Genomic DNA, 19,697 nt, shown 5'->3' on the forward strand with positions numbered 1-19,697 from the left:
CCGACCGGACTGTCGTCACCTCCGACGTATCGTCACGGCCAGTTCACCGTCGCCGACCTCGGCGGTCAGCATCGTCGCCTCATCGGCCGGGGCGGCCCCGGTGACGCTGCCGGGATTGAGCAGGCGGACGCCCTCGACGGTCGCGTCCAGCAGTTCGTGGGTGTGTCCCGAAACGCCGATGACTGGGCCGTCGACGTCCTGATCGCGGACGATCCGGGCGACGCGCTCCTCGTAGTCGCGCCGACTCCCCGTGCCGTGGGTCACGACGAACGTGACGCCACCAAGCCGGACGGTCTCGACATCCGCCAGGCCGACCCCGTGCGGGTCCATGTTCCCGCCGACGGCCGTGAGTCGCGTTGCGAGGTCGCGCACGTCCGCTAGCGCCTTCGTCGAGTCGAAATCGCCCGCGTGGATCACGTGATCGGCCTCCCGGATGTGACGGCGCGCCCACGACGGGATCGCGTGTGCACGCGAGGGAATGTGCGAATCGCTGATGATCGCGACGTTCATGCCCAGGCGTAGACGAGCGTGGCCCAAAAGCGCGGCGTCGGCATTTTGTTGGCCCGCCGCGAACGACCGAACATGGACGAACGCGAGGTCGTGACGTGCTTTCTGCGCAACGACGGGCAGCTCCTGCTCGTTCGCCGCAGCGACGACGCCGAGTCGTACCCCGGCCAGTGGGGCGCGATCACCGGCTATCTCGCGCCCGAGCGGGGCGCACCGCCCGACGAGCCGGGGACGGCCGCACGGCGGGAGATCCGCGAGGAGACCGGGATCGACGACCCGGCGCTCGTTCGCCGCGGCGAGCCGTTCGCGGTCGAAGACGCCCACCGAGGGACGCGCTGGCGCGTCCATCCGTTCCTGTTCGAGACCGGGACGCGCGAGATCGACCCGAACTGGGAACTCCAGACGTACGAGTGGGCCCACGCGACCGAGATCCGGCGGCGCGAGACGGTGCCCGACCTGTGGCGCTCGTACGACGGCGTTCGGCCGACGGTCGAGAGCGTCGCGGCCGACGACGAGCACGGCTCGGCCTGGCTGTCGGTGCGCGCGCTGGAGGTGCTGCGCGACGAGGCCGCGCTGACCGAGGACTTCGAGACCGTCGCCGGCGTCGCTCGCGCGTTACTCGCCGCCCGTCCGTCGATGGCGGTCGTCGAGAACCGGATCAATCGCGCGATGAGCGAGGCGAGCGAACGCGTGCCGGGGGCCGTCGAGCGAGCGGCCCGCGAGGGGATCACGAGCGCTGTCGAGGCCGATCGGGCGGCCGCCGCCGTCGCCGCGGCACGGATCGAGGGCGCGCGAGTCTGTACGCTCTCGCGGTCCGGGACGGTCGAGCAGGCGCTGGATCTTGCCGACCCCGAGGCCGTCCTGATCGCGGAATCCCGGCCCGGCGGCGAGGGCGTCGCCGTCGCCGAGTCGCTGGCCGCCCGCCACAGCGTGACGCTGACGAGCGATGCCGCTCTGGCCGGACAACTGAACGCGTTCGGCGCCGACGCGGTCGTCGTCGGTGCCGACACGATCTTCCCCGATCGCGTGCTGAACAAGGTCGGCACGTACGGGCTCGCGCTGGCGGCGGCAGCCCGGGAGATCCCGCTATACGTCGTCGCCAGCGCGGACAAGGTCGCTCCGGATGACGGGATCGATACCGAACCGGCAGCCGCAACGCTGTACGACGGCGACGCCGATCTCACGGTCGCGAACCCGCTGTTCGAGGCGACGCCGACCGCACTGTGCACGGCGATTTGTACCGAGCGCGGTGCGCTCGAGACCGACGACGTGGCCGAGGTCGCCGCCCGTCATCGGTCGCTGCGGGAATGGTGAGGGGCTCGCCGACTACTCGGCGGCGTCGACGACCTCGTAGCTGATGCCGTTCTCGCGCAGGCGATCGGTGTGGCGCGACAGGTCTGTCGTCGTCGCGACGAGTAGCACGGTCAGCCCCTTGGTCGCGGCCTCCTGGACGGCCTCGGGGGTCCCGAACCGGATGTCGGGTTCGAGTCCAGCCGCACGGACGCCGACCAGCGCCTCGGTGCCGGCAGCGGCCACCAGATCGTGGTCGTCGGCTTCCGTCTCGACGCGCTCGGGATCGAGTGTCCGCGAGCCGCCGTTGCGGACGTGTGGGACCGAGACGATGGTCACCGTCCCGAGGTCGTACTCGACGACGCCCTCGAAGTTCGTGATACCGACGTCTTCCCCGGCCGTCGCGTCGGTCACCGCGACCGCCGTTGCGTTGCCGGTCGCGCCGGCCTCGGCGTGCAACAGCCCCTCCCGCATCGTCAGCGTGACCGTCTGACCCTCCCGCAGGTCGGTCGCGGCGACGGCCGTCTCGATCTCGACCTGACCGATGACGTCCTCGGAGACGTGATCGAGGAAGTCCTGAAGCGACGCCGTCTGTGAGATCAGCCAGTCGACGCCCTCCTTCGTCACCTCGTAGCGCCCCCGGCCGTGTTTCTCGACGAACCCGTCCTCGACGAGTTCCTGCAGGTAGTCGCTGACCGCCTGCGCGGTGACACCGATCTCGTCGGCGATCTCCTGCTGGCTGACCGCCGGCTGGCGCTCGGCGATCTCGACGAGGATCTGATACCGCGTGGCTGTGCGCTTGCTCTCCAGCACCCCGGCGTCCTCCTCGGGCGCGCCCATGGCGCACTCTCGGGACGCCCCCCGCATGTATCTTTGCCACCGGTCGCCTGTATCAGCGTCACGTGTGCGCCCGGAGTCAGTGCTCTGTCACCCGAGGCTGCCTTCCATCTCGAGGGCGACCAGCCGGTTCAGTTCGGCGGCGTACGCGACCGGCAACTCCTCGCTCAGCGGCTTGAGGAAACCGCTGACGATGAGCCCTTTGGCGTCGTCCTCGTCGAGTCCGCGGCTTTGCAGGTAAAAGACATCCTCGTCGCCGATCTTGCCGACCGTCGCCTCGTGAGCGATCGTGGCGTCGTCGCCGATCACCTCGATGTGGGGCATCGTGTCGCTGGTCGACTCATTGTCGAACATCAGCGCGTCACACTCGACGCTCGTCGCCACGTCCTCGGGATCGTCGAACGAGCGCACGAGTCCCCGGAAGTTCGTCCGGCCGCCGTCTCTGCTGATCGATTTCGCCTCGATCGTCGCGGTCGTGCCGGGTGCTTCGTGGTGGATCTTCGCGCCCGAATCCAGGTTCTGCCCGTCGTCGGCGCAGGTGACGGTGAGGTGCTTGGCGCTCGCCCCGCGACCGCGCAGGATCGAAGACGGATACAGCATCGTGACCTTCGATCCCAGCATCCCGGAGATCCACTCCATCCGGCCGCCGGCCTCGACGATCGCACGGTCGGTGTTCAGACAGTAGGTGTTGCGCGACCAGTTCTGGATCGTCGAGTGCTGGACGTGTGCGTCCTCGCCGACGATCACCTCGACGGCCCCGCAATCGAGGTTGCTCGCGTTATAGGTCGGCGCGGAACAGCCCTCGATGTAGTGGACCTCACTTTCGGGCTCGGCGACGATCAGGTTGTGGCTGAACTGGCCCGTCCCCGGTTCGTTCATCCGGAAGTACGCGTGGATCGGCAGCGTGACTGACACGCCTTCGGGGACGTACAGGAACGACCCGCCCGACCAGAACGCGTAGTGCAGCGCCGCGAACTTGTGCTCGTCCGGCGCGATAGCGCTCGTGAAGTACTCCCGGACCAGATCCGGGTGCTCGTGGACGGCGTCGTCCATGCTACAGAAGATCACGCCCTCGTCGGCCCACCGCTGTTCGAGCCGGTGATACAGCACCTCGGATTCGACCTGTGCACCGTCGCCCGCCAGCGCCTCCCGCTCGGTCTCGGGAATTCCCAGCCGGTCGAACGTCCGGGCGAGGCCTTCGCGAGCCCCCTCGTCGAACGTCACGTCGACATCCGGCCGGAGATACGGGACGATCCCGTCGAGATCAAGCGCCGAGAGGTCGGGCTGTCCCGGCCATCCCTCCGGCATCGGGAGTTCGTGGAACCGCTCCAGCGCGTCCAGCCGGAGCTCGAGCAGCCACCCGGGCTCGTCCTTGGCTTCCGAGACCGCGCGCACTGCGTCTGGTGTTAGCGCTGTGTTGGTCGATTGCATCATGTGTTATCACCGGCTTCTCTCGTGTGGCCCGTCGTTGCTGTGAGGGAGACTCTCAGCGGCCTTTTCCATGGTCATGTCCGTGGCCGTGATCGTGACCCTCTCCGTGGTCGTGACTATGTCCGTGACCGTCGCCGTGATCGTGGCCGTGGCCGTCTCCATGCCCATCGCCGCTGCAGTTGGTCCCGTCGGGGACCGCTTCCTCCAGTTCCCCGGTCTGGAGCTGTTCGACCGCGTCCTCCACGGTCCCGGACGCACCGCGGAAGACGTCGATATCCATCGATTCGAAGCGCTCGACGGCCTTCTGCCCGAGGTTCCCACAGACGAGCGCATCCGCGCCCGTCGAGGCGATGATCTCGGGCGGCGAGCGGTTGCCGCCGTGGTGTCGCCCGTCGTTTCCGTGGACTTCCAGCGTCCCCACTTCGGTGTCGTACACCGTGTAGTTCGGCGCGCGGCCGAAGTGTGGCGATACGTCAGCGTCGAACCGTCCGTCGTCGAGACTCGGCACACAGACTCGCATCGTCTACTCCTACGTTCCGGCAAAGCATACCGGTTGTGGTCGTCTGCTCGGTGTGTTCTCGACGGTAGCTCCACGGTCCCGCGTCCGTCCGGTGACGGGCGAACTTATAGCCACCAGTATCAATAGCGGCTGACGATATCGGTCACAGATACCGACTGACGATGCTGGCGACGCGGTTGCGCAGTCCGGCCTCGCCCTCGACGGTGCCGTCCGCACTGACGACGTATTCGGTGTCGTATTTCTCGACGTGGAGTTCGGCCGCGTCCTCCTCAAGTGTGACCGCGAAGTCGTTCTCCTCGAGACGACCGCGGATGACCTCGAACTCCTCGGGGATCTCGACCGTGTCCGACCCGTCGCCATCAGCCGCGTCGGCATCGGCGAGTCGCCCCTCGGGAAAGCCGTAGCTGGGGATGTCACGCTCTCGCACGCCGTCGCGCAACGCTTCGGGCGACACTGTCTCCCAGTCCGGCCAGTCCGATTCGAGCGCGTCGAGAAAACTGATCAACACGAGCTGCTCGTCGTCCGGGTAGTCGGGGTTCGACTCCGCTGTCGTGTAGGTCTCGCCGTCGACTTCGTACTCCCAGTCGGCGATCGTCATGTCCTCGGGCTTGTCGACGACGACAGCCTCGTCCGGATCACCGTCTTCACGATCGAACACCCGCGTCCCTACGTTCATCGTCCTCCCATCGGTGTCTGACACACTTTGTCTTTTCCGTCGATCGCTTTCCGCGAGTATTTACCGCCCAGCCGTCTATCCGTTCCCAATGACCCGAATCGACGTCGTGGACAACCACGGCCAGTTCACCCACCTCGAACAGCGCGCGCTTCGTGACATGGGGATCGACGTCGAGTTGATCGACAACACGACGCCACTCGAAGAGATCGACGCCGACGGACTCGTTCTCTCCGGCGGTCCGGATATCGAACGCGTCGGTAACTCCCGCGAGTATCTCGATCTGGACGTTCCCGTCCTCGGGATCTGTCTCGGGATGCAGCTCATCGCCGATGAACGCGGCGGCACGGTCGGGGAGGGGGAGTACGGCGGCTACGCCGACGTGACCGTCGAGATCGACGACGAGACCGACCCACTCGTCGGCTCGCTCGCACCCGAAACGCGGGTGTGGGCCAGCCACGCCGACGAGGTCAAATCAGTCCCAGAAGGGTTCGCCCGGACGGCCCACAGCGACGTCTGCGGCGTCGAGGCCATGTCCAACACCGACGAGGACCTCTACGGCGTCCAGTGGCATCCCGAAGTCGCCCACACCGAAGAGGGCGAGGAAGTCTTCGAGAACTTCCGGGCGATCTGCGAGTAGGTGTCACCGACGGTTTCCGCCGCTGAGATTCGAACGTATGCTTTATCCTGTCGGCCATCCGGGTTTCGATAGATGACGGCGACGCAGGGAAACCTGGCAGCGCTGTCGCGGTTCGTCTTCCGGACGCCGCGGTGGTACACGACGTTAACCTTTGCACTGCTGATCGCGGCCGTGAGCGGCGTCGCCGCCTTCGATTCGGCGTTCGTGCTCGACGACGCCTGGCAGGGAGTGTTCTTCGTCGGCCTGCCGACCGTGGCCGCGAGCCTGTTGACCGCGCCGCTCGATCGCCGACTCGGCGGCCGACTCACGCACAACCACTCCTCGCTGCTGGCGCTGTTCAGCGAACTGCTGGTCATCGGCATCCTGACCGTGGCGGCTGTCGTCGCGCTGGCGACCCCGCTGGGCCAGCCGTTCGTCTTCGACGCGCTGTTGCTGGCGCTGGCCGCGATCTTCGCCGTCCGGTTGCTGGTCGTGCTCGCGGTCTCCCGCCACCGGCTCGCGATCGCCGCGCTTCCGGCCGGTCTCCAGACTGCCGCTGCTGCGGTGCTGCTGGTCGTCTACACCGGCACCCTTCGGTTCGTCGGGGACAGCGGTCCGCTCGTCGATCGACTGTTCTCGCGCGCGAACCACGCCGATCTCCCGGTCGTCTTCCGTCCGCAGGACCTGCTCGTGCTGGCGCTGATGTGTCTCGTCTATGCCGGTGCAGTCTGGCTGTTCTTGCTCGTGATCGATCGGCCCTGGCGGCGCAGCCTCGGCGTCAGCGTGCTGGAGTTCGTCGGCGGGTTCATGAGCCACCTCGCGGAGGGTTCGCGCGAGCTCGAGACATTCTTCGAGGAGATCGGCGAAACCGCCGTCGTTCCCGTCTCGGTGCTCTCGTTTCGCCGCCCGTCCGACGACGAAGAGAAGGCCCGGTTCGTGTTGCCGATGATCCACCCCGGACCGATGGGCGACATCGGCGGCGGCAACCTCCCGGTTCGGATCGACGAGCACGCCGACGGGCTCGCGTTCCCGCCACACGCCACCGCCGGCCACGACTTCAACCTCGTCACCGAACGCGAGGTCGAGGCGCTCGTCGACGCCGCCGAACGCGCCCACGGTCAGATCGAGTACGCCGCCACGGCCACTCCCGGTTCGCGTGTCGAGGCCGGGGAAGCGACGCTGACGGGTCACGCCTTCGACAGTTCGGCCTTCGCGGCGGCGACGTTCGCGCCGGGCTACGCCGACGACGTCGAGTTCGGCGTCGGCCTCTCGGCGATCGCCGCGGCGCGCGACGGCGAGTTCGAGGACGTCATGCTCGCGGACGCCCACAACTGTAACGACGGGCTGACCGGCCCCGATCTCGGGCACGTCGTCCCCGGCAGCAGGCGAGCGTTCGATCTGATCGACGGCACCGAGCGACTCGCCGATCAACTGGCCGAGACGACACAGTCCACCCTCGAACTCGGGACGGCGCGCGATCCGACGCCCTGGGACGCCGAAGACGGGATCGGTTCGCTCGGGATCCGGGCGGCGCTGTTGGGGGTCGAGGACCACACGACCGCCTACGTGCTGATCGACGGCAACAACATGGTCCCCGGCCTGCGCGAACGGATCATCGAAGCCGTCGACGGCCCCGACCTGCTGGAAGTGCTCACCACGGACACCCACGCGGTCAACACGATCGAGGCCGAGAACCCCGTCGGCGGCTCGATTCCCGAGGACGAACTGGTAGCGCTGATCGACGACCTCCTCGCGCAGGCCCGCGCTGACCTCGAACCCGTCGAGGCCGGGATGGCCACCGAACGGGCCGAAGTCACGGTCTTCGGCAACGACCGCACGGAGATGCTTGCAAGCACTGCCAACGCCGTCGTCTCGCTCGGCGCGCCGCTGGCCGGCGCGTTCATCGTGGCCGTCCTCGCGATCAGCGTCCTGCTGTTCTTCCTGACGTGACGAATCTACTCTTGAAAGACGAATTTAAATAAAACGCCGAGGGAGAGATTTGAACTCTCGAGTCCTCTCGGACACCTGCTCTCGAGGCAGGCGCCTTGGCCGGGCTAGGCTACCTCGGCTCATCGTCCCGTACCCGGGAGGGACTTGTATCGGTTTCGATCCGCGCCCGGGCTGGCAACGACTCGCATTCGACATGCTGATACGGTCGGTTGTAAGTCTGTTCCAGATCGATCGCATCTGTTATGCGATCGTACCGGTAAATCGTTACAACCGACCGTATGAAGCGACGGGGCCGAAACACCGGGCATTCCTCGAGACTGTCCTCCTGGGTGTGGTGGGACGGGGACACGTCCCGCTCGAGGACGTGCCCGGGACGGGCAAGACCCTGACGGCCCGGAGTTTCGCGACGGCGCTCGGACTCTCCTTTTCGCGGATTCAGTTCACTCCCGACCTGCTGCCTGCCGACGTGACGGGCACGCACGTGTTCAACGAGCGCGACGGAACCTCCGAGTTCAGCGAGGGCCCGATCTTCGCCAACGTCGTGCTGGCCGACGAGATCAACCGCGCGCCGCCGAAGACCCAATCGGCGCTGCTTGAGGCCACGGAAGAGGGCCAGGTCACCGTCGACGGCGATACCCACGACTTGCCGGACCCCTTCTTCGTGATGGCGACCCAGAACCCCGTCGCGCCGCTCTCGAGACTGTCTCGCAGGTGTCACACTCCTGTCTGACACACATCAGAAAACATAAAGGTATATCCGCAAAATATAGCAGTTTGCGTATGTTTCACTCCGAAATTTCTATCAGATATTGTATTTTTATCGCAAGAGGGAAAGTCTGTTAGTCGCGATCCGCGTGGAGTCGTAATACTCGTTGCCACCGCCAGAACGGCGCGGCGTCCGACCGCGATGGGGAGGGACTGCTCGATCAGTCGTCGATCCACTTCGTCGCTCGAACGTCGTAGCTCCCGCACTCGGGACAGGTGTGGTACTGGACCGGGAGGTCCGCGCCACAGGACATACACTGATACGGGTACGTCTCCTGCTGGTCGCCTCTGGCGAGCCGCGCCGCGCGATCGAAGACACCCATTGCGACCTTCAGGTCGAACCACGCGTCACAGCGGCAAAAAAGGGGTCGACCGTTCACGACTGCCCCGTCTGTCGATTCGGACTTTCCGAGACGTCCGGGCGTGCGACCTCGCTTCGCTCGATCGTTCCGGGGCTGCGACTGTCGTGTTCAAATCGTGTCATAGTGACCGTTGTACGTCCTTTCCGGATCGACTGCACGCAGTCGTGCGGTCGTATCGGTAAATCGTTACAACGGTCACTATCATGCGTGAATCCGCACGCGGCGCTCGAATGGATGCGCCGCGAGAAGTATCCGCCCTCCCCGATTTGAACGGGGGACAAGTCGATCTACAGTCGACTGCTCTACCAGTCTGAGCTAAGGGCGGTCGCACCTGAACGTACTCCGTCTGGGAGACTTAAGGATTATCATTCGGATCAGGGCGGCGGCGTCCCGACGCCAATCGTTATACGACCGTAACGGCAATGTCCGCCCGATGAAAGCGCTCGAGCCGTGTCGATACTGCGGCGAGAAACTCGCGACTGGCGGCCGCCCTGTCACCTGCGACGACTGTGAAACCGGCTTTCACCTTGACTGTGCCGATCAGGCCGGTGAACTCACGATCGACGTCACCTCTCGGCTGCTGCGCTCGGACAGCTACGAGATCGAATGTCCGGCATGCGGCACCCGCTGGTCGCTCGATTTCGAACCGGACGAGTGGATCGAGTAGCGGTGTGACGTCCGTCAGACGGTCGGGAAGATTGAAATAGTTCGGCTGACAACGTGTATGACGAGCCGGATGAGCAAGATCACGTTCCGCGCGGACGACGACCTCATCGCCCAGCTCGAGGAGTTCGACGCCTCCAAGAGCGAGATTATGCGTGAGGCACTGCGTGCGTATCTCGACGAGCCGACGACCGCCGAGCGGTCCGAACGCGCGTCCGACGCTGGAGACAGCCTCGACGAACTCGTCGCCGAACGCGTCGACGCGCTCGTCGCGGAACGCCTCGAGCAGGCGTTTACGCCCCGTCAGCCCCAGGATATCAACGTCAACATCACTGTCGACGGGGCCGACGCCGACACGCAGTCAGAGTCGTCACACGCGGAGACGACGTCGGACTCGCCAGAGCGTAAGACAGACGCGCCTGCGGATAGCGAGCAGCGTAACACGTGTGCACAGTGTGGCGAAACCCTGTCGCCGTCCGACGTTTACTGTCCGAACTGTGGCGAGAAGGCGTCGCATCGAGTCTTCTGCGAGTGTGGCAACGAACTCCGGTCAGACTGGGCGTTCTGCCCCGACTGTGGCCGGCGAACCACCGCTGCCGACGTTCTCGACAACCCGTAAGTCCCGAAAACACGTGGTAAACACTCTCTGCGGACGTAAACGTGGAATTGTCATACGCTAACCCTAACCTTTATTATCCCTTGGTCTGTGGTACTTTGTGCGTAAGACGGTCGTCTTACACAGCGGGACCGAATCCGAAGATAACGTCGCTGTCGCGCGATTTCGCTGTGTAAACGCCGGGTGGACACGCGTTCACCGCCGTCTTACCCAAAGGGGAACGACAACCATGGAGCGTGTGACACTACGGATTCCGAAACAGCAGATCGAGGAAGTCGAGCGAATGGTCGAAACGGGGGAGTACCCCAACCGGAGCGAGGCGATCCGGTCGGCCGTTCGCGAGATGATCAACGAAGAGGGCACCGAGAAGGAGCGCCCCTCTGAAAAACGCAAGCGCCGGACCTGGGCGAAGGTGTAACGATGCAGGACATCGTCAAAGAAGCCCTCGAACACGAAGAAGAAGAACAGCGGTCGATGGACGACGCGGACGGCGGCGAGTTCGGCGATCCCCGGATCGTCATCGTCGGTTGTGGCGGCGCTGGCAACAACACGGTCAACCGGCTGTACAACATCGGCGTCGACGGGGCCGACACCATCGCGCTGAACACCGACAAGCAGCACCTGCAGATGATCGAGGCCGACACGAAGATCCTGGTCGGCAAGTCCCTGACCAACGGGCTCGGCGCTGGCGGCGATCCCGGGATGGGCGAGCGCGCCACCGAGATGGCCCAGGGGACGATCAAAGAGGTCCTCGGTGATGCGGACCTCGTATTCGTCACCGCCGGAATGGGCGGTGGCACGGGAACCGGTGCGGCGCCCGTCGTCTCGAAGATCGCCAAAGAGCAGGGTGCGATCGTCGTCGGCATGGTCTCGACGCCGTTCAACGTCGAGCGTGCTCGGACGGTCAAGGCCGAAGAGGGGCTAGAGAACCTCCGCAACGAGGCCGACTCGATCATCGTCCTCGACAACAATCGGCTGCTGGATTACGTCCCGAACCTCCCGATCGGCAAGGCCTTCTCGGTGATGGACCAGATCATCGCCGAGACAGTGAAAGGCATCTCCGAGACCATCACCCAGCCGTCGTTGATCAACCTGGACTACGCCGACATGACGGCGATCATGAACCAGGGCGGCGTCGCCGTAATGTTGGTCGGCGAAACCCAGGACAAGAACAAGACCGACGAGGTCGTCAAGGACGCGATGAACCACCCGCTTTTGGACGTCGACTATCGCGGTGCCAGCGGCGGACTGGTCCACATCACCGGCGGTCCCGACCTCACGCTCAAGGAGGCGGAGGGCATCGCCGAGAAGATCACCGATCGGTTAGAGGCCGACGCCAACGTCATCTGGGGCGCGCGCATCCAGGAAGAGTACAAGGGCAAGGTCCGGGTCATGGCAATCATGACCGGGGTCCAGAGCGCCCAGGTGCTCGGTCCGACGACCCAGAAACAGGCCGACAAGTCACGGCAGGCCATCAGCGATCCCGACGAGGTCGACTTCGACGCGAGTCAGAACGTCGAGACTGGATCGGCAGGTTTCGGCGAGACTGACGGCGGCCGAAGCGACCTCGAACGGAACAACGGCCTGGACGTCATCCGAACGGACGATTAGCGGTTCCGTCTCGACCGCGACGCGTGCGGTCGGTCCGGAGCTGACGATACGCGCACACGCCGTCCATCGAGGGGTGGTTCGGCGTGCCGGTTCCGTTTTTTTGCGGACTACGCCGACTCTTCGAGCGCTTCGACCAGCGCACACTTCCGACAGATGTCTCGGCCGGTCGGCGCGCCACAGCGTTCGCACTCCCCGTGTTCCTGTCGGCCGTCACCGTAGGCGTCGGCGGCCAGCGCGGCGAGTTCCTCGTAGCCGGCCATGATCGAGTGGCGCGTCCCGGGGTGGTCCTCCTCGAGGTCGAGCATCAGTCGCTGGATCTCGCCGCGAAACGCCTCTTCGGCGTGGGGACATTCGGTGATGTGCGCCGGCAGGTCCTCGAGCTGGGCGTACAGCGCGACCTCCTTTTCGGGCACGTCCCGGAGCGGCTTCGCGCGCGGGACGTGGTGATCCTGCTCGGTCCGTTCCTCGAGCGGCCCGAGGCTGGCGTCGAAGTGCTTTGCGACCTGCTCGACGTCCCCCTCGAGGACGTTCATCAGCGCGGTCTCGGCCTCGTCGTCGAGGTTGTGCCCGGTGAGCATGAGATCGGCGTCGAACCGCTCGGCGTACCGCGAGAGGACGTCGCGTCGAAACACCCCGCAGTACGCACAGGGGGCCATGTTCTCGGGGTCCTCCTCGGCGACCTCGTCCATTCGAACGCCGAACTCCTCGGCGTAGCTGACGGTCTCGTGCCGAACGCCCAGTTCGGCGGTCAGTTCCTCGCAGGCCTCCAGGCTCCTGTCGCGGTAGCCCTCGATGCCCTCGTGGATCGAGAGCGCGACCAGTTCGATCCGGGGGTCTTTCGCGAACGTGTCGTGGAGGATCTGCGTGAGGACGACGCTGTCTTTCCCGCCGGAGAGGCCGATCACCCACGTCACGGGATCCGCTGGCGTGGCGTCGTCGGGCACGAGACCGTCCTCGCGGATCCGCCGCCGAACTCGCTTCTCGACGCTCCGGGTGAAGTGATCCGCGCAGAGATGGAGCCCTGAATAGGCGGCGTGCATCACCGCCTCGGCGTCGCACTTGTCACACTGCATCTGGCCGTCCTTGCCGACGGGTTCGTATGACGGTTTCGGCTCCGGAAGCCGGAAATGAGGGTCATACTGACCGTTGTAAGTCCCTTCCGGACCGACCGCACGCAGTCGTGCGATCGTACCGGTACATCGGTACAGCGGTCACTATCAGTCCGCCGAGAACGTCAGTTCGTCGCGGACGGCTCGCGCCGATTCGAGCAGTTCGGTCGGATCGGCGTCACTCGGGGCGGTCAGGGTGAGATGGCCCATTTTCCGGAGGTCGTACACCTCGTCTTTGCCGTAGTAGTGCAGGTGACAGCGGTCGGTCTCCAGCACCCGGTCGACGTTGTATAGCGTCGCTCGCTGGCGCTGATCGACGTCGCCGAGCATGTTCGCCGTCACCGTTGGACACCGTCGCTCGGTCGAACCCAGCGGCCAGCCCAGAACGGCCCGCACGTGCTGTTCGAACTGCGACGTCTCACACCCCTCGATCGTCCAGTGGCCGGAGTTGTGCGGGCGGGGCGCGATCTCGTTGAGGAGGATCCGGCCGTCGGGGTCTTCGAAGAGTTCGATCCCGTAGACGCCTCGCCCGGACATCTCCTCGAGGACGTCACGAGCGACCGCCTCGGCGCGCTCGCGCACGGTCTCGTCCGTCCGTGCCGGCGCGACCGTCTCCCGGAGGATCTCCTCGCGGTGGATCGTCTCGGTGACGGGGAACGTGTCGGTCTCGCCGTCGCCCTTGACGCCCATGACCGCGAGTTCGCGGTCGTACTCGACGAACCCCTCGACCATCGCCGGTCCGCCGATCGCTTCCAGTGCGGGTTCGACGTCGTCCTCGTCTTCGATAGCGACGTTGCCGCGCCCGTCGTAGCCGCCGGTCCGGGATTTGAGCATCAGGGGGTAGCCCAGCTGCTCGGCCGCGTCGTAGACGTCCGCGGCGTCCCCGACGGCGCGAAACGGCGGGACGGCGATTCCGGCCGATTCCATCCGTCGCTTCTGGACGAGTTTGTCCTCGATCAGCGACAGCGTCTCCGGGTGTGGGTGAACCGGCGTGTCGGTCTCCTCGCTGACTTCCTGGAGCACCTCGGGGTCGACGAGTTCGATCTCGAAGGTCAGGACGTCCACGCGTTCGGCGAGTCGGTAGAAGGTATCCGGATCGTCGAAGCCGCCGACGAGTTGCTCGCGCGCGACCGGTGCGGCCGGCGCGTCGTCGGTCGGATCCGAGACGATCACGTCGACGCCGAGCGGCGCCGCGGCCTCCCCGAGCATCCGTCCGAGTTGACCGGCACCGACGATCCCCAGCGTCGGGCCTGGAAGCGTCGTCATGTACCTGCGGCTATCCTTCGGGTCGCTAAAAGCGTTGTCTTCACTTATCGATGGCCGCTGGATCGAACAGGATCACGGTCTCGGTGCCGTACGCCCGGAGTTCGTAGACCGTGTACTCGTAGCCCCCGATCCCGTCGAGTTGCTGGGAGAGGACGGACACTGACCGCTCGCGCGTGACGATGATCGGCGGCGGATCGCCGCTGACTGCGCCGAGATCCGGCGAGTTCTGGACGCACGTGACGTTCGCGTCGGCGGCGTAGAGATACCACGACAGCGGCAACCCGTCGAACCAGTTCGAAGTGCCCATACAGGCTGGGTGGTAGTAGCCGCTCTCGCCGTTGCCGACGAAGTAGCTCTCGAACAGGAGGACGTCGGTCCCGTCGTTTTCCGCGGCGATCCGGTCCAGCTGCTGGAGGTCGTAGCGCATGTCGCCGGCCGGCTGTGCGTACTGGATCAGGCCGTTCGCCTCGCTGTCGGTGTCGTGGACGTAGGCCGCGCCGGCCGCCGTCGCGACGACGTGTCCGAGGACGACGAGCAGCACCAGTGCGGCGAGCGCGGTCGTGACCGTGTCACCACTCGACAGCGCGTTTCGGCCCCACCGGTAGAGCACGCCGAGTCCGGCCGCCGCCGGCAGTGCCAGCACGACGATCGGGTGGGCCGCGTTCCACGGGCCGAAGATGTCCAGGCCGAGCGGGTAGCCGATCACCGAGGCGACCCCGGCGTAGGTGCCGAACAGGATCAGGTTCCGCGAGCGCTCCCGGCCGTAGCGCTCCCCCAGAAAGCCGATCGCCGCGAACAGCAGCGTCGGCAGGGCGTACTCCCGGAGGACCTGCACGTACTGGGGCGCGAACTCGAGATAGCGCTCCGACAGCGACGAGTCCTCGCCGCTTGCGAGCGCTTTGTCCGACCACGTCGGATACTCGCTGTACCAGTAGTTCCAGGTGTTCTCTATCAGTGCCGGCAACCGAGTGGGATCGGCGATCGTGTCTCCGAACGTGATCGATCCGATCGCTGACGCCGAGACGGGATAGTATTCGGCCGCCCCGCCTCTGGGTGCGAACGTGTACAGCCAGACGAGTCCGACGACAGCGCCGGCCCCGAACAGATGGAACGCGACCACCCCGACGCGCTTTCGCTTCGTGCCCCCTGCTTTCACCGCCGAAGCGTATCGTCGGACGGCGCGGGCCCGCTCTCGCAGGAGGTCCAGACCGGACCGACTCGACCTCGGGCGGAACAGGCCCGTATCGATCACCAGCGCCGTCGCGCCGATCCAGACCAGCAGGTATATCAGCGCGTTCTCCTTCGAGGCGATCCCGAAGCCGAGAAACAGCGCCGCCGGGTGGAGGTAGCGCGGGTTCCGGGTGTCGTAGGTCCGGACCAGAAAGCCCAGCGCGGTCATCATGAACGCTGCGACCAGCACGTCGCTTCGGAGAAACTGCGAGTAGTACAGCAGCACGGAATTGAACGCGAACAGGAACGCCAGCAGGACCGTCTCGTGGCCGCGCAGGTGCTTCCGATAGAGCAACGCCGACACCGGGAACAGGCCGCCGACGACCGCGACCGGCAGTCGAGCCACGAAATCGCTCGGCCCGAACAGCGCGAACAGCGGCCGGGTCGCGTGGTGGACGAACGGCCCGTGGATGATCGACCGGTAGGCGAAGGCCCCGGTCTCCTCGTAACGGAGGATCCAGTAGGCGACGCGGGCCTCGTCCCAGTGGGCCGTCCGGTAGCCGAGCCAGAACAGCCGCGCGAAAAGCGCTGCGGCCGCGATCGCAAGCACTGCCAGGACCACAGGGTCCCGGAGCGCCCCGCTCGCTCGGTCTCGGACGCCACCTGTCAGGCCCCGGAGCGCATTGTCCGCTCGCGTGCGGAGGCGTGTGCGAGCGTTCGGCACGTCCCGACCCGCGTCCATACCGGCCCCTGTCCGGCCGGGAATATATTGGTTGTCGTCGCGGTTCGATCAGTCCCGGACGTAGACCTGGATCGTCGGTGTCGCGTCCGCGTAGTACCGCAGGCTGTAGGTCCCGCGGTCGTCGTAGCGGTCCTCGAGCCAGTCGGTCGGGACGCTGTCGTCGCCGACGCGGGTGATCACGACCGAGGGCTGTTCGCGTTCGACGCGCTCGCGCAGTTCAGCGGGATCGCCAGCACAGCTCGCGTTCGCGCCGCTGGCGGCCAGGTACCACTGCATCGGCAGGAAGTTCCCGAAGTCGGTACAGACCGGCCGGACGTTCCAGGTTCGTTCCGGCTGGCCGGCGTCGACGATCGACGCGTCCTCGCTGGCGTTGCCGTAGACGAGCACGTCGGGGTTTTCGTCCGGGGCGGCCGCCCGCAGCTCCTCGACGACCGGATCGAGATCGTCGGTGGGTTGTCCGAACTGGACGAGGTCGTTGCTCTCGTGGCTGGGGTTGAGATAGACGTGGCTCGCGCCGCTCCAGACTACCGTCGCGACGACCACCGCGAGGATCAGCGCCGTCAGGCCGACGTCGATCGGCTCGTCCTCGCGGTAGGCATCGCGGCCCCAGCGATAGATCGTCGCCAGCCCGACCGCGGCGGGGATCGATAGCGGCAACAGGACGTGGACGTTGTTCCACTTCCAGCCCCCGCCGATCGACAGCCCGAGCGGGTAGCCGACGATCGAGGCCGCACCGGCGTAGGTCAGGAAAAAGACCAGCACCCGTCCCTCGGCGACGGCGTAACGCTCGCGGATGAACCCCGCGATCGCGAAACACACCAGCGGGGCCGACGTGCCGATCAGGCCGTCCCTGACCGCGCCGCCGAGTCGCGCCTGATAGTCCTCGAAGGTCAACCCGCCGGTCTTGCCGCCCCACGAGAGGTATTCGGCGCGGAACTGCTCGACGGTCGCGTCGAGTAGCGGCCCCCACTTCGCCGGGTCGCTCACTGCCTCGCCCAGCCCGACGGTCCCCGATCCGGCGGGCCCGGTGAGCAGCCCCTCGAGACCGTCCCCGCGCGGCGCGAACATGAACAGCCAGACGAGCGCGAACGCCGCCAGTGTTCCGAGTACGTGCAGCGCGTACACGCCCACGCGTCGTCGGGTTTCGAACCCCGTCTTCGTCCGCCGGACGTACAGGCGCGCCGTCGTCGCCCACGCTCCGAGCCGATCGAGTCCGGTCCGGTCCGATCCCGGTCGATCCAGCGCGCGGTCGGCCACGAGCGCGCCGGCACCGAGCCAGGTGAGGACGTACAGCACCGCGTTCTCCTTGGAAGCGACCGCGAGCGCCAGGAAGATCGCGGCCCCGTAGAGATACCGCGCCCGCCGGCGTTCGAGCAGTCGGACGACCATGCCGAGCGCGACGAAGGCGAAGGCCCCGACCAGCACGTCGCTGCGCATGAACCGCGAGTAGTACAGCAACACGGGGTTGAACGCAAGAAACAGCGAGAGCGCGACCGTCTCGGCCTTTCGGAGGTGATCCCGGAACAGCAGCGCCGAGAGGGGGAGCAGCCCACCGACGATCGCGACCGGGAGCCGCATGACGAAGTCGCTCGGGCCGAGCGCTTCGAACAGCCAGCGATCGACGTGCTGGATAACGGGGCCGTGGACGATCGATCGGTACGCGAAGTGGCCCTCCTCCTGGGCGTACAGCGCCCAGTAGGCGACGCGGGCCTCGTCCCAGTGGGCCGGGCGCGCGCCGAGCGCGACGAGCCGGGCGACCAGCGCGAGGACGGTGACAGCCGCGACTGCGAGGAGGACAGTGTCGCGCTCGCGGAGGCGAGCGACGAGCGGGTGCGAGCGACGCGCCGACGGCGGGGGGTGATCCGGCGAGGCGTCGGACATGTCAGAACGCGCGGCGCGAACGGATAGAAACTTTCCGGTCCACCGAACCGGAACGGTACATCTTTCACCGACGGCTCCGACCCCGCAGGTATGGTCAGGCTCGGGCTGGTGATCGGTCAGTACGACAAGCACGGAGCGGTCCTCTCGAAGATGGAACAGTCGGCCCGCGCGGCAGCCGGCGACCGCGGCGCGGAGATCGTCGAGACGCTCGCGGTGCCGGGCGCCTACGACACGCCGCTTGCGGCCGACCGGCTCGCCCGCCGCGACGATATCGACGCCGTGGTCACGCTCGGGGTCATCATCTCCGGAGACACCGATCACGATCAGGTCATCGGTCACGCCGCCGCACAGGGACTCACCGACGTGAGCCTCGATCGGGACACGCCCGTGACCCTCGGAATCATCGGCCCAGGCATGAGCCAGGACGAGGCCGCGGCCCGCACCCACAAGGGGCGCGAGGCCGTCGAGAGCGCCATCGATATCGTCGACGAACTATAACACACACCCATGAGCTACAAACCACCGTTCTCGGACCGAATCCAGCGCGTCGAACCGTCAGCGACGATCGCCATCTCGAACCTCGCGGCCGAACTCGAGGCCGAGGGCAAGGACGTCGTCGACCTGAGCGTCGGCGAACCCGACTTCGACACGCCAGAGCCGATCAAACGGGCCGCAAAGGACGCGATGGACGCCGGCCACGTCGGCTACACCTCATCGAACGGGATCCCGCCGCTGAAGGAGGCGATCGTCGAGAAACTGCACGAGGACGGTCTCTCCCAGTACGGCACGGAGAACGTCATCGTCACGCCGGGCGGTAAGCAGGCCCTCTACGAGGTCTTCCAGACGATCATCGACGACGGCGACGAGGTCGCGCTGCTCGACCCGGCGTGGGTCTCCTACGAGGCGATGGCGAAACTCGCCGGCGGCTCGCTGGCCCGCGTCGACACCGCAGCCCACGGCTTCGATCTCGAACCGGCGCTGGACGACCTGGCGGCGACGGTCAGCGACGACACCGAACTGCTGGTGGTCAACTCGCCGGGCAACCCCCACGGCTCGGTCTACTCCCAGGAAGCGCTTGAGGGCGTGCGCGATCTGGCCGTCGAGCACGACTTCGCCGTGATCTCCGACGAGATCTACAAGGAGATCACCTACGACGGGATCGAGCCGGTAAGTCTCGGAACCCTGGAGGGGATGGAAGACCGCACGATCACCCTGAATGGCTTCTCGAAGGCCTACGCGATGACGGGCTGGCGGCTGGGGTATTTCGCCGCCCCCGAGTCGATCGTCGAGCAGGCCGGGAAACTGCAATCGCACTCGGTGACCTGCGCGGTCAACTTCGTCCAGCACGCCGGCGTCACGGCGCTCGAAGAAGTGGACGAACAGATCGAGGAGATGCGCGACGCCTTCGAGGAGCGCCGGGACATGCTCGTTGACCTGTTCGCCGAGTATGACAAGGACGTCCCCGTCCCCGAAGGCGCGTTCTACATTATGCTCCCCGTTCGCGAAGACGACCAGGCCTGGGCCGAAGACGCCGTCGAACAGGCACAGGTCGCGACAGTACCGGGCAGTCCGTTCGGCACACCAGGCTACGTCCGCCTGTCGTATGCGGCGAGCACGGACCGACTCCGTGAGGGCGTCGAGCGACTGGCCGAGGCGGACCTGCTGTAACGATGTACCGCTCCGAC

The 19,697-nt window shown here is 66.3% G+C and carries 19 protein-coding genes, 2 tRNA genes and 1 pseudogene; 10 read left to right on the forward strand and 12 right to left on the reverse strand.

The window, feature by feature from the left end:
• Positions 1-15: 15 nt before the first annotated feature.
• The gene (locus HSR122_RS01825; RefSeq protein WP_229110991.1) at positions 16-510 is read right to left on the reverse strand and encodes a metallophosphoesterase family protein; all 495 of its coding nucleotides are present in this window, start codon (positions 508-510) and stop codon (positions 16-18) included.
• A gap of 72 nt (positions 511-582) precedes the next feature.
• On the opposite strand from HSR122_RS01825, the gene HSR122_RS01830 reads away from it, so the two are divergent.
• Positions 583-1,821 (forward strand): NUDIX domain-containing protein, encoded by a 1,239-nt coding sequence (locus tag HSR122_RS01830; protein ID WP_229110992.1) that lies wholly within the window; start codon positions 583-585, stop codon positions 1,819-1,821.
• 12 nt (positions 1,822-1,833) lie between these two features.
• On the opposite strand, the gene HSR122_RS01835 is transcribed toward HSR122_RS01830, so the two are convergent.
• The 4 genes from HSR122_RS01835 to HSR122_RS01850 form a co-directional block, all read right to left on the reverse strand.
• The gene (locus tag HSR122_RS01835; protein WP_229110993.1) at positions 1,834-2,637 is read right to left on the reverse strand and encodes a DUF7839 domain-containing protein; all 804 of its coding nucleotides are present in this window, start codon (positions 2,635-2,637) and stop codon (positions 1,834-1,836) included.
• Positions 2,638-2,724: 87 nt separating this feature from the next.
• Complete coding sequence (sufB, locus tag HSR122_RS01840) at positions 2,725-4,068, reverse strand: Fe-S cluster assembly protein SufB (RefSeq protein WP_394355538.1); 1,344 nt, start codon at positions 4,066-4,068, stop codon at positions 2,725-2,727.
• 52 nt (positions 4,069-4,120) lie between these two features.
• The gene (locus tag HSR122_RS01845; protein WP_229110994.1) at positions 4,121-4,585 is read right to left on the reverse strand and encodes a NifB/NifX family molybdenum-iron cluster-binding protein; all 465 of its coding nucleotides are present in this window, start codon (positions 4,583-4,585) and stop codon (positions 4,121-4,123) included.
• Between the two features lie 142 nt (positions 4,586-4,727).
• Complete coding sequence (locus tag HSR122_RS01850; RefSeq protein ID WP_229110995.1) at positions 4,728-5,261, reverse strand: hypothetical protein; 534 nt, start codon at positions 5,259-5,261, stop codon at positions 4,728-4,730.
• An 88-nt stretch (positions 5,262-5,349) separates the two neighbouring features.
• Here HSR122_RS01850 and HSR122_RS01855 point away from each other — a divergent pair, with 88 nt between their 5' ends.
• Together HSR122_RS01855 and HSR122_RS01860 are read left to right on the forward strand one after the other, a co-directional pair.
• Positions 5,350-5,898, forward strand: coding sequence for a GMP synthase subunit A (locus HSR122_RS01855; protein ID WP_229110996.1), 549 nt, complete (start codon positions 5,350-5,352; stop codon positions 5,896-5,898).
• A 72-nt stretch (positions 5,899-5,970) separates the two neighbouring features.
• Positions 5,971-7,827 carry a DUF2070 family protein gene (locus HSR122_RS01860; protein WP_229110997.1) on the forward strand — a complete coding sequence of 619 codons (1,857 nt, stop codon included), beginning with the start codon at positions 5,971-5,973 and terminating at the stop codon, positions 7,825-7,827.
• 34 nt (positions 7,828-7,861) lie between these two features.
• On the opposite strand, the gene HSR122_RS01865 is transcribed toward HSR122_RS01860, so the two are convergent.
• Positions 7,862-7,946: transfer RNA gene (locus tag HSR122_RS01865), tRNA-Ser, on the reverse strand.
• A gap of 182 nt (positions 7,947-8,128) precedes the next feature.
• Here HSR122_RS01865 and HSR122_RS01870 point away from each other — a divergent pair.
• Positions 8,129-8,557 (forward strand): annotated as a pseudogene (locus HSR122_RS01870) (AAA family ATPase); the annotation flags it as partial.
• A 196-nt stretch (positions 8,558-8,753) separates the two neighbouring features.
• Here the strand turns inward: HSR122_RS01870 and HSR122_RS01875 are convergent.
• Positions 8,754-8,915 (reverse strand): hydrogenase maturation nickel metallochaperone HypA, encoded by a 162-nt coding sequence (locus tag HSR122_RS01875; RefSeq protein ID WP_229110998.1) that lies wholly within the window; start codon positions 8,913-8,915, stop codon positions 8,754-8,756.
• 290 nt (positions 8,916-9,205) lie between these two features.
• Positions 9,206-9,279: transfer RNA gene (locus tag HSR122_RS01880), tRNA-Tyr, on the reverse strand.
• A 108-nt stretch (positions 9,280-9,387) separates the two neighbouring features.
• On the opposite strand from HSR122_RS01880, the gene HSR122_RS01885 reads away from it, so the two are divergent.
• The 4 genes from HSR122_RS01885 (at position 9,388) to ftsZ (ending at position 11,844) form a co-directional block, all read left to right on the forward strand.
• Entirely contained in the window at positions 9,388-9,621 is a 234-nt protein-coding gene (locus HSR122_RS01885; protein WP_229110999.1) for an RING finger protein, read from the forward strand.
• Positions 9,622-9,690: 69 nt separating this feature from the next.
• On the forward strand, positions 9,691-10,236 hold the full coding sequence (locus tag HSR122_RS01890; RefSeq protein ID WP_229111000.1) for a double zinc ribbon domain-containing protein: 546 nt from the start codon (positions 9,691-9,693) through the stop codon (positions 10,234-10,236).
• 226 nt (positions 10,237-10,462) lie between these two features.
• On the forward strand, positions 10,463-10,651 hold the full coding sequence (locus HSR122_RS01895; RefSeq protein ID WP_229111001.1) for a ribbon-helix-helix domain-containing protein: 189 nt from the start codon (positions 10,463-10,465) through the stop codon (positions 10,649-10,651).
• Positions 10,652-10,653: 2 nt separating this feature from the next.
• On the forward strand, positions 10,654-11,844 hold the full coding sequence (ftsZ, locus tag HSR122_RS01900) for a cell division protein FtsZ (protein WP_229111002.1): 1,191 nt from the start codon (positions 10,654-10,656) through the stop codon (positions 11,842-11,844).
• A gap of 107 nt (positions 11,845-11,951) precedes the next feature.
• Here ftsZ and ncsA read toward each other — a convergent pair whose 3' ends face one another.
• The 4 genes from ncsA to HSR122_RS01920 form a co-directional block, all read right to left on the reverse strand.
• A complete protein-coding gene (ncsA, locus tag HSR122_RS01905; protein WP_229111003.1) occupies positions 11,952-12,917 on the reverse strand; it encodes a tRNA 2-thiolation protein NcsA in 966 nt (321 codons plus the stop codon).
• A gap of 144 nt (positions 12,918-13,061) precedes the next feature.
• Entirely contained in the window at positions 13,062-14,267 is a 1,206-nt protein-coding gene (locus tag HSR122_RS01910; RefSeq protein ID WP_324254654.1) for a 5-(carboxyamino)imidazole ribonucleotide synthase, read from the reverse strand.
• A complete protein-coding gene (locus HSR122_RS01915) occupies positions 14,260-16,131 on the reverse strand; it encodes a flippase activity-associated protein Agl23 (RefSeq protein WP_229111005.1) in 1,872 nt (623 codons plus the stop codon). Before HSR122_RS01915 ends, HSR122_RS01910 begins: the two co-directional genes overlap by 8 nt.
• Before the next feature lie 48 nt (positions 16,132-16,179).
• A complete protein-coding gene (locus tag HSR122_RS01920; RefSeq protein WP_229111006.1) occupies positions 16,180-18,012 on the reverse strand; it encodes a flippase activity-associated protein Agl23 in 1,833 nt (610 codons plus the stop codon).
• Positions 18,013-18,102: 90 nt separating this feature from the next.
• Between HSR122_RS01920 and ribH the strand changes: the two genes are divergently transcribed.
• Positions 18,103-18,510 (forward strand): 6,7-dimethyl-8-ribityllumazine synthase, encoded by a 408-nt coding sequence (gene ribH / locus HSR122_RS01925; RefSeq protein WP_229111007.1) that lies wholly within the window; start codon positions 18,103-18,105, stop codon positions 18,508-18,510.
• 9 nt (positions 18,511-18,519) lie between these two features.
• Positions 18,520-19,680, forward strand: coding sequence for a pyridoxal phosphate-dependent aminotransferase (locus HSR122_RS01930; protein ID WP_229111008.1), 1,161 nt, complete (start codon positions 18,520-18,522; stop codon positions 19,678-19,680).
• Positions 19,681-19,697 lie beyond the last annotated feature (17 nt).

The sequence above is a fragment of the Halapricum desulfuricans genome (assembly GCF_017094525.1).
In the GTDB taxonomy this organism is placed as follows: Archaea; Halobacteriota; Halobacteria; order Halobacteriales; family Haloarculaceae; genus Halapricum; species Halapricum desulfuricans.

What these genes read in the sequence shown, in the direction of transcription:
- sufB (WP_394355538.1), bottom strand. Translation starts at nt 4,068, where the DNA reads ATGATGCAATCGACCAACACAGCGCTAACACCAGACGCAGTGCGCGCG.
- HSR122_RS01835 (WP_229110993.1), bottom strand. Translation starts at nt 2,637, where the DNA reads ATGGGCGCGCCCGAGGAGGACGCCGGGGTGCTGGAGAGCAAGCGCACA.
- ncsA (WP_229111003.1), bottom strand. Translation starts at nt 12,917, where the DNA reads ATGCAGTGTGACAAGTGCGACGCCGAGGCGGTGATGCACGCCGCCTAT.
- HSR122_RS01845 (WP_229110994.1), bottom strand. Translation starts at nt 4,585, where the DNA reads ATGCGAGTCTGTGTGCCGAGTCTCGACGACGGACGGTTCGACGCTGAC.
- HSR122_RS01855 (WP_229110996.1), top strand. Translation starts at nt 5,350, where the DNA reads ATGACCCGAATCGACGTCGTGGACAACCACGGCCAGTTCACCCACCTC.
- HSR122_RS01890 (WP_229111000.1), top strand. Translation starts at nt 9,691, where the DNA reads ATGAGCAAGATCACGTTCCGCGCGGACGACGACCTCATCGCCCAGCTC.
- HSR122_RS01915 (WP_229111005.1), bottom strand. Translation starts at nt 16,131, where the DNA reads ATGGACGCGGGTCGGGACGTGCCGAACGCTCGCACACGCCTCCGCACG.
- HSR122_RS01895 (WP_229111001.1), top strand. Translation starts at nt 10,463, where the DNA reads ATGGAGCGTGTGACACTACGGATTCCGAAACAGCAGATCGAGGAAGTC.
- HSR122_RS01825 (WP_229110991.1), bottom strand. Translation starts at nt 510, where the DNA reads ATGAACGTCGCGATCATCAGCGATTCGCACATTCCCTCGCGTGCACAC.
- HSR122_RS01860 (WP_229110997.1), top strand. Translation starts at nt 5,971, where the DNA reads ATGACGGCGACGCAGGGAAACCTGGCAGCGCTGTCGCGGTTCGTCTTC.
- HSR122_RS01920 (WP_229111006.1), bottom strand. Translation starts at nt 18,012, where the DNA reads ATGTCCGACGCCTCGCCGGATCACCCCCCGCCGTCGGCGCGTCGCTCG.
- HSR122_RS01830 (WP_229110992.1), top strand. Translation starts at nt 583, where the DNA reads ATGGACGAACGCGAGGTCGTGACGTGCTTTCTGCGCAACGACGGGCAG.
- HSR122_RS01930 (WP_229111008.1), top strand. Translation starts at nt 18,520, where the DNA reads ATGAGCTACAAACCACCGTTCTCGGACCGAATCCAGCGCGTCGAACCG.
- HSR122_RS01850 (WP_229110995.1), bottom strand. Translation starts at nt 5,261, where the DNA reads ATGAACGTAGGGACGCGGGTGTTCGATCGTGAAGACGGTGATCCGGAC.
- HSR122_RS01875 (WP_229110998.1), bottom strand. Translation starts at nt 8,915, where the DNA reads ATGGGTGTCTTCGATCGCGCGGCGCGGCTCGCCAGAGGCGACCAGCAG.
- ribH (WP_229111007.1), top strand. Translation starts at nt 18,103, where the DNA reads ATGGTCAGGCTCGGGCTGGTGATCGGTCAGTACGACAAGCACGGAGCG.
- ftsZ (WP_229111002.1), top strand. Translation starts at nt 10,654, where the DNA reads ATGCAGGACATCGTCAAAGAAGCCCTCGAACACGAAGAAGAAGAACAG.
- HSR122_RS01885 (WP_229110999.1), top strand. Translation starts at nt 9,388, where the DNA reads ATGAAAGCGCTCGAGCCGTGTCGATACTGCGGCGAGAAACTCGCGACT.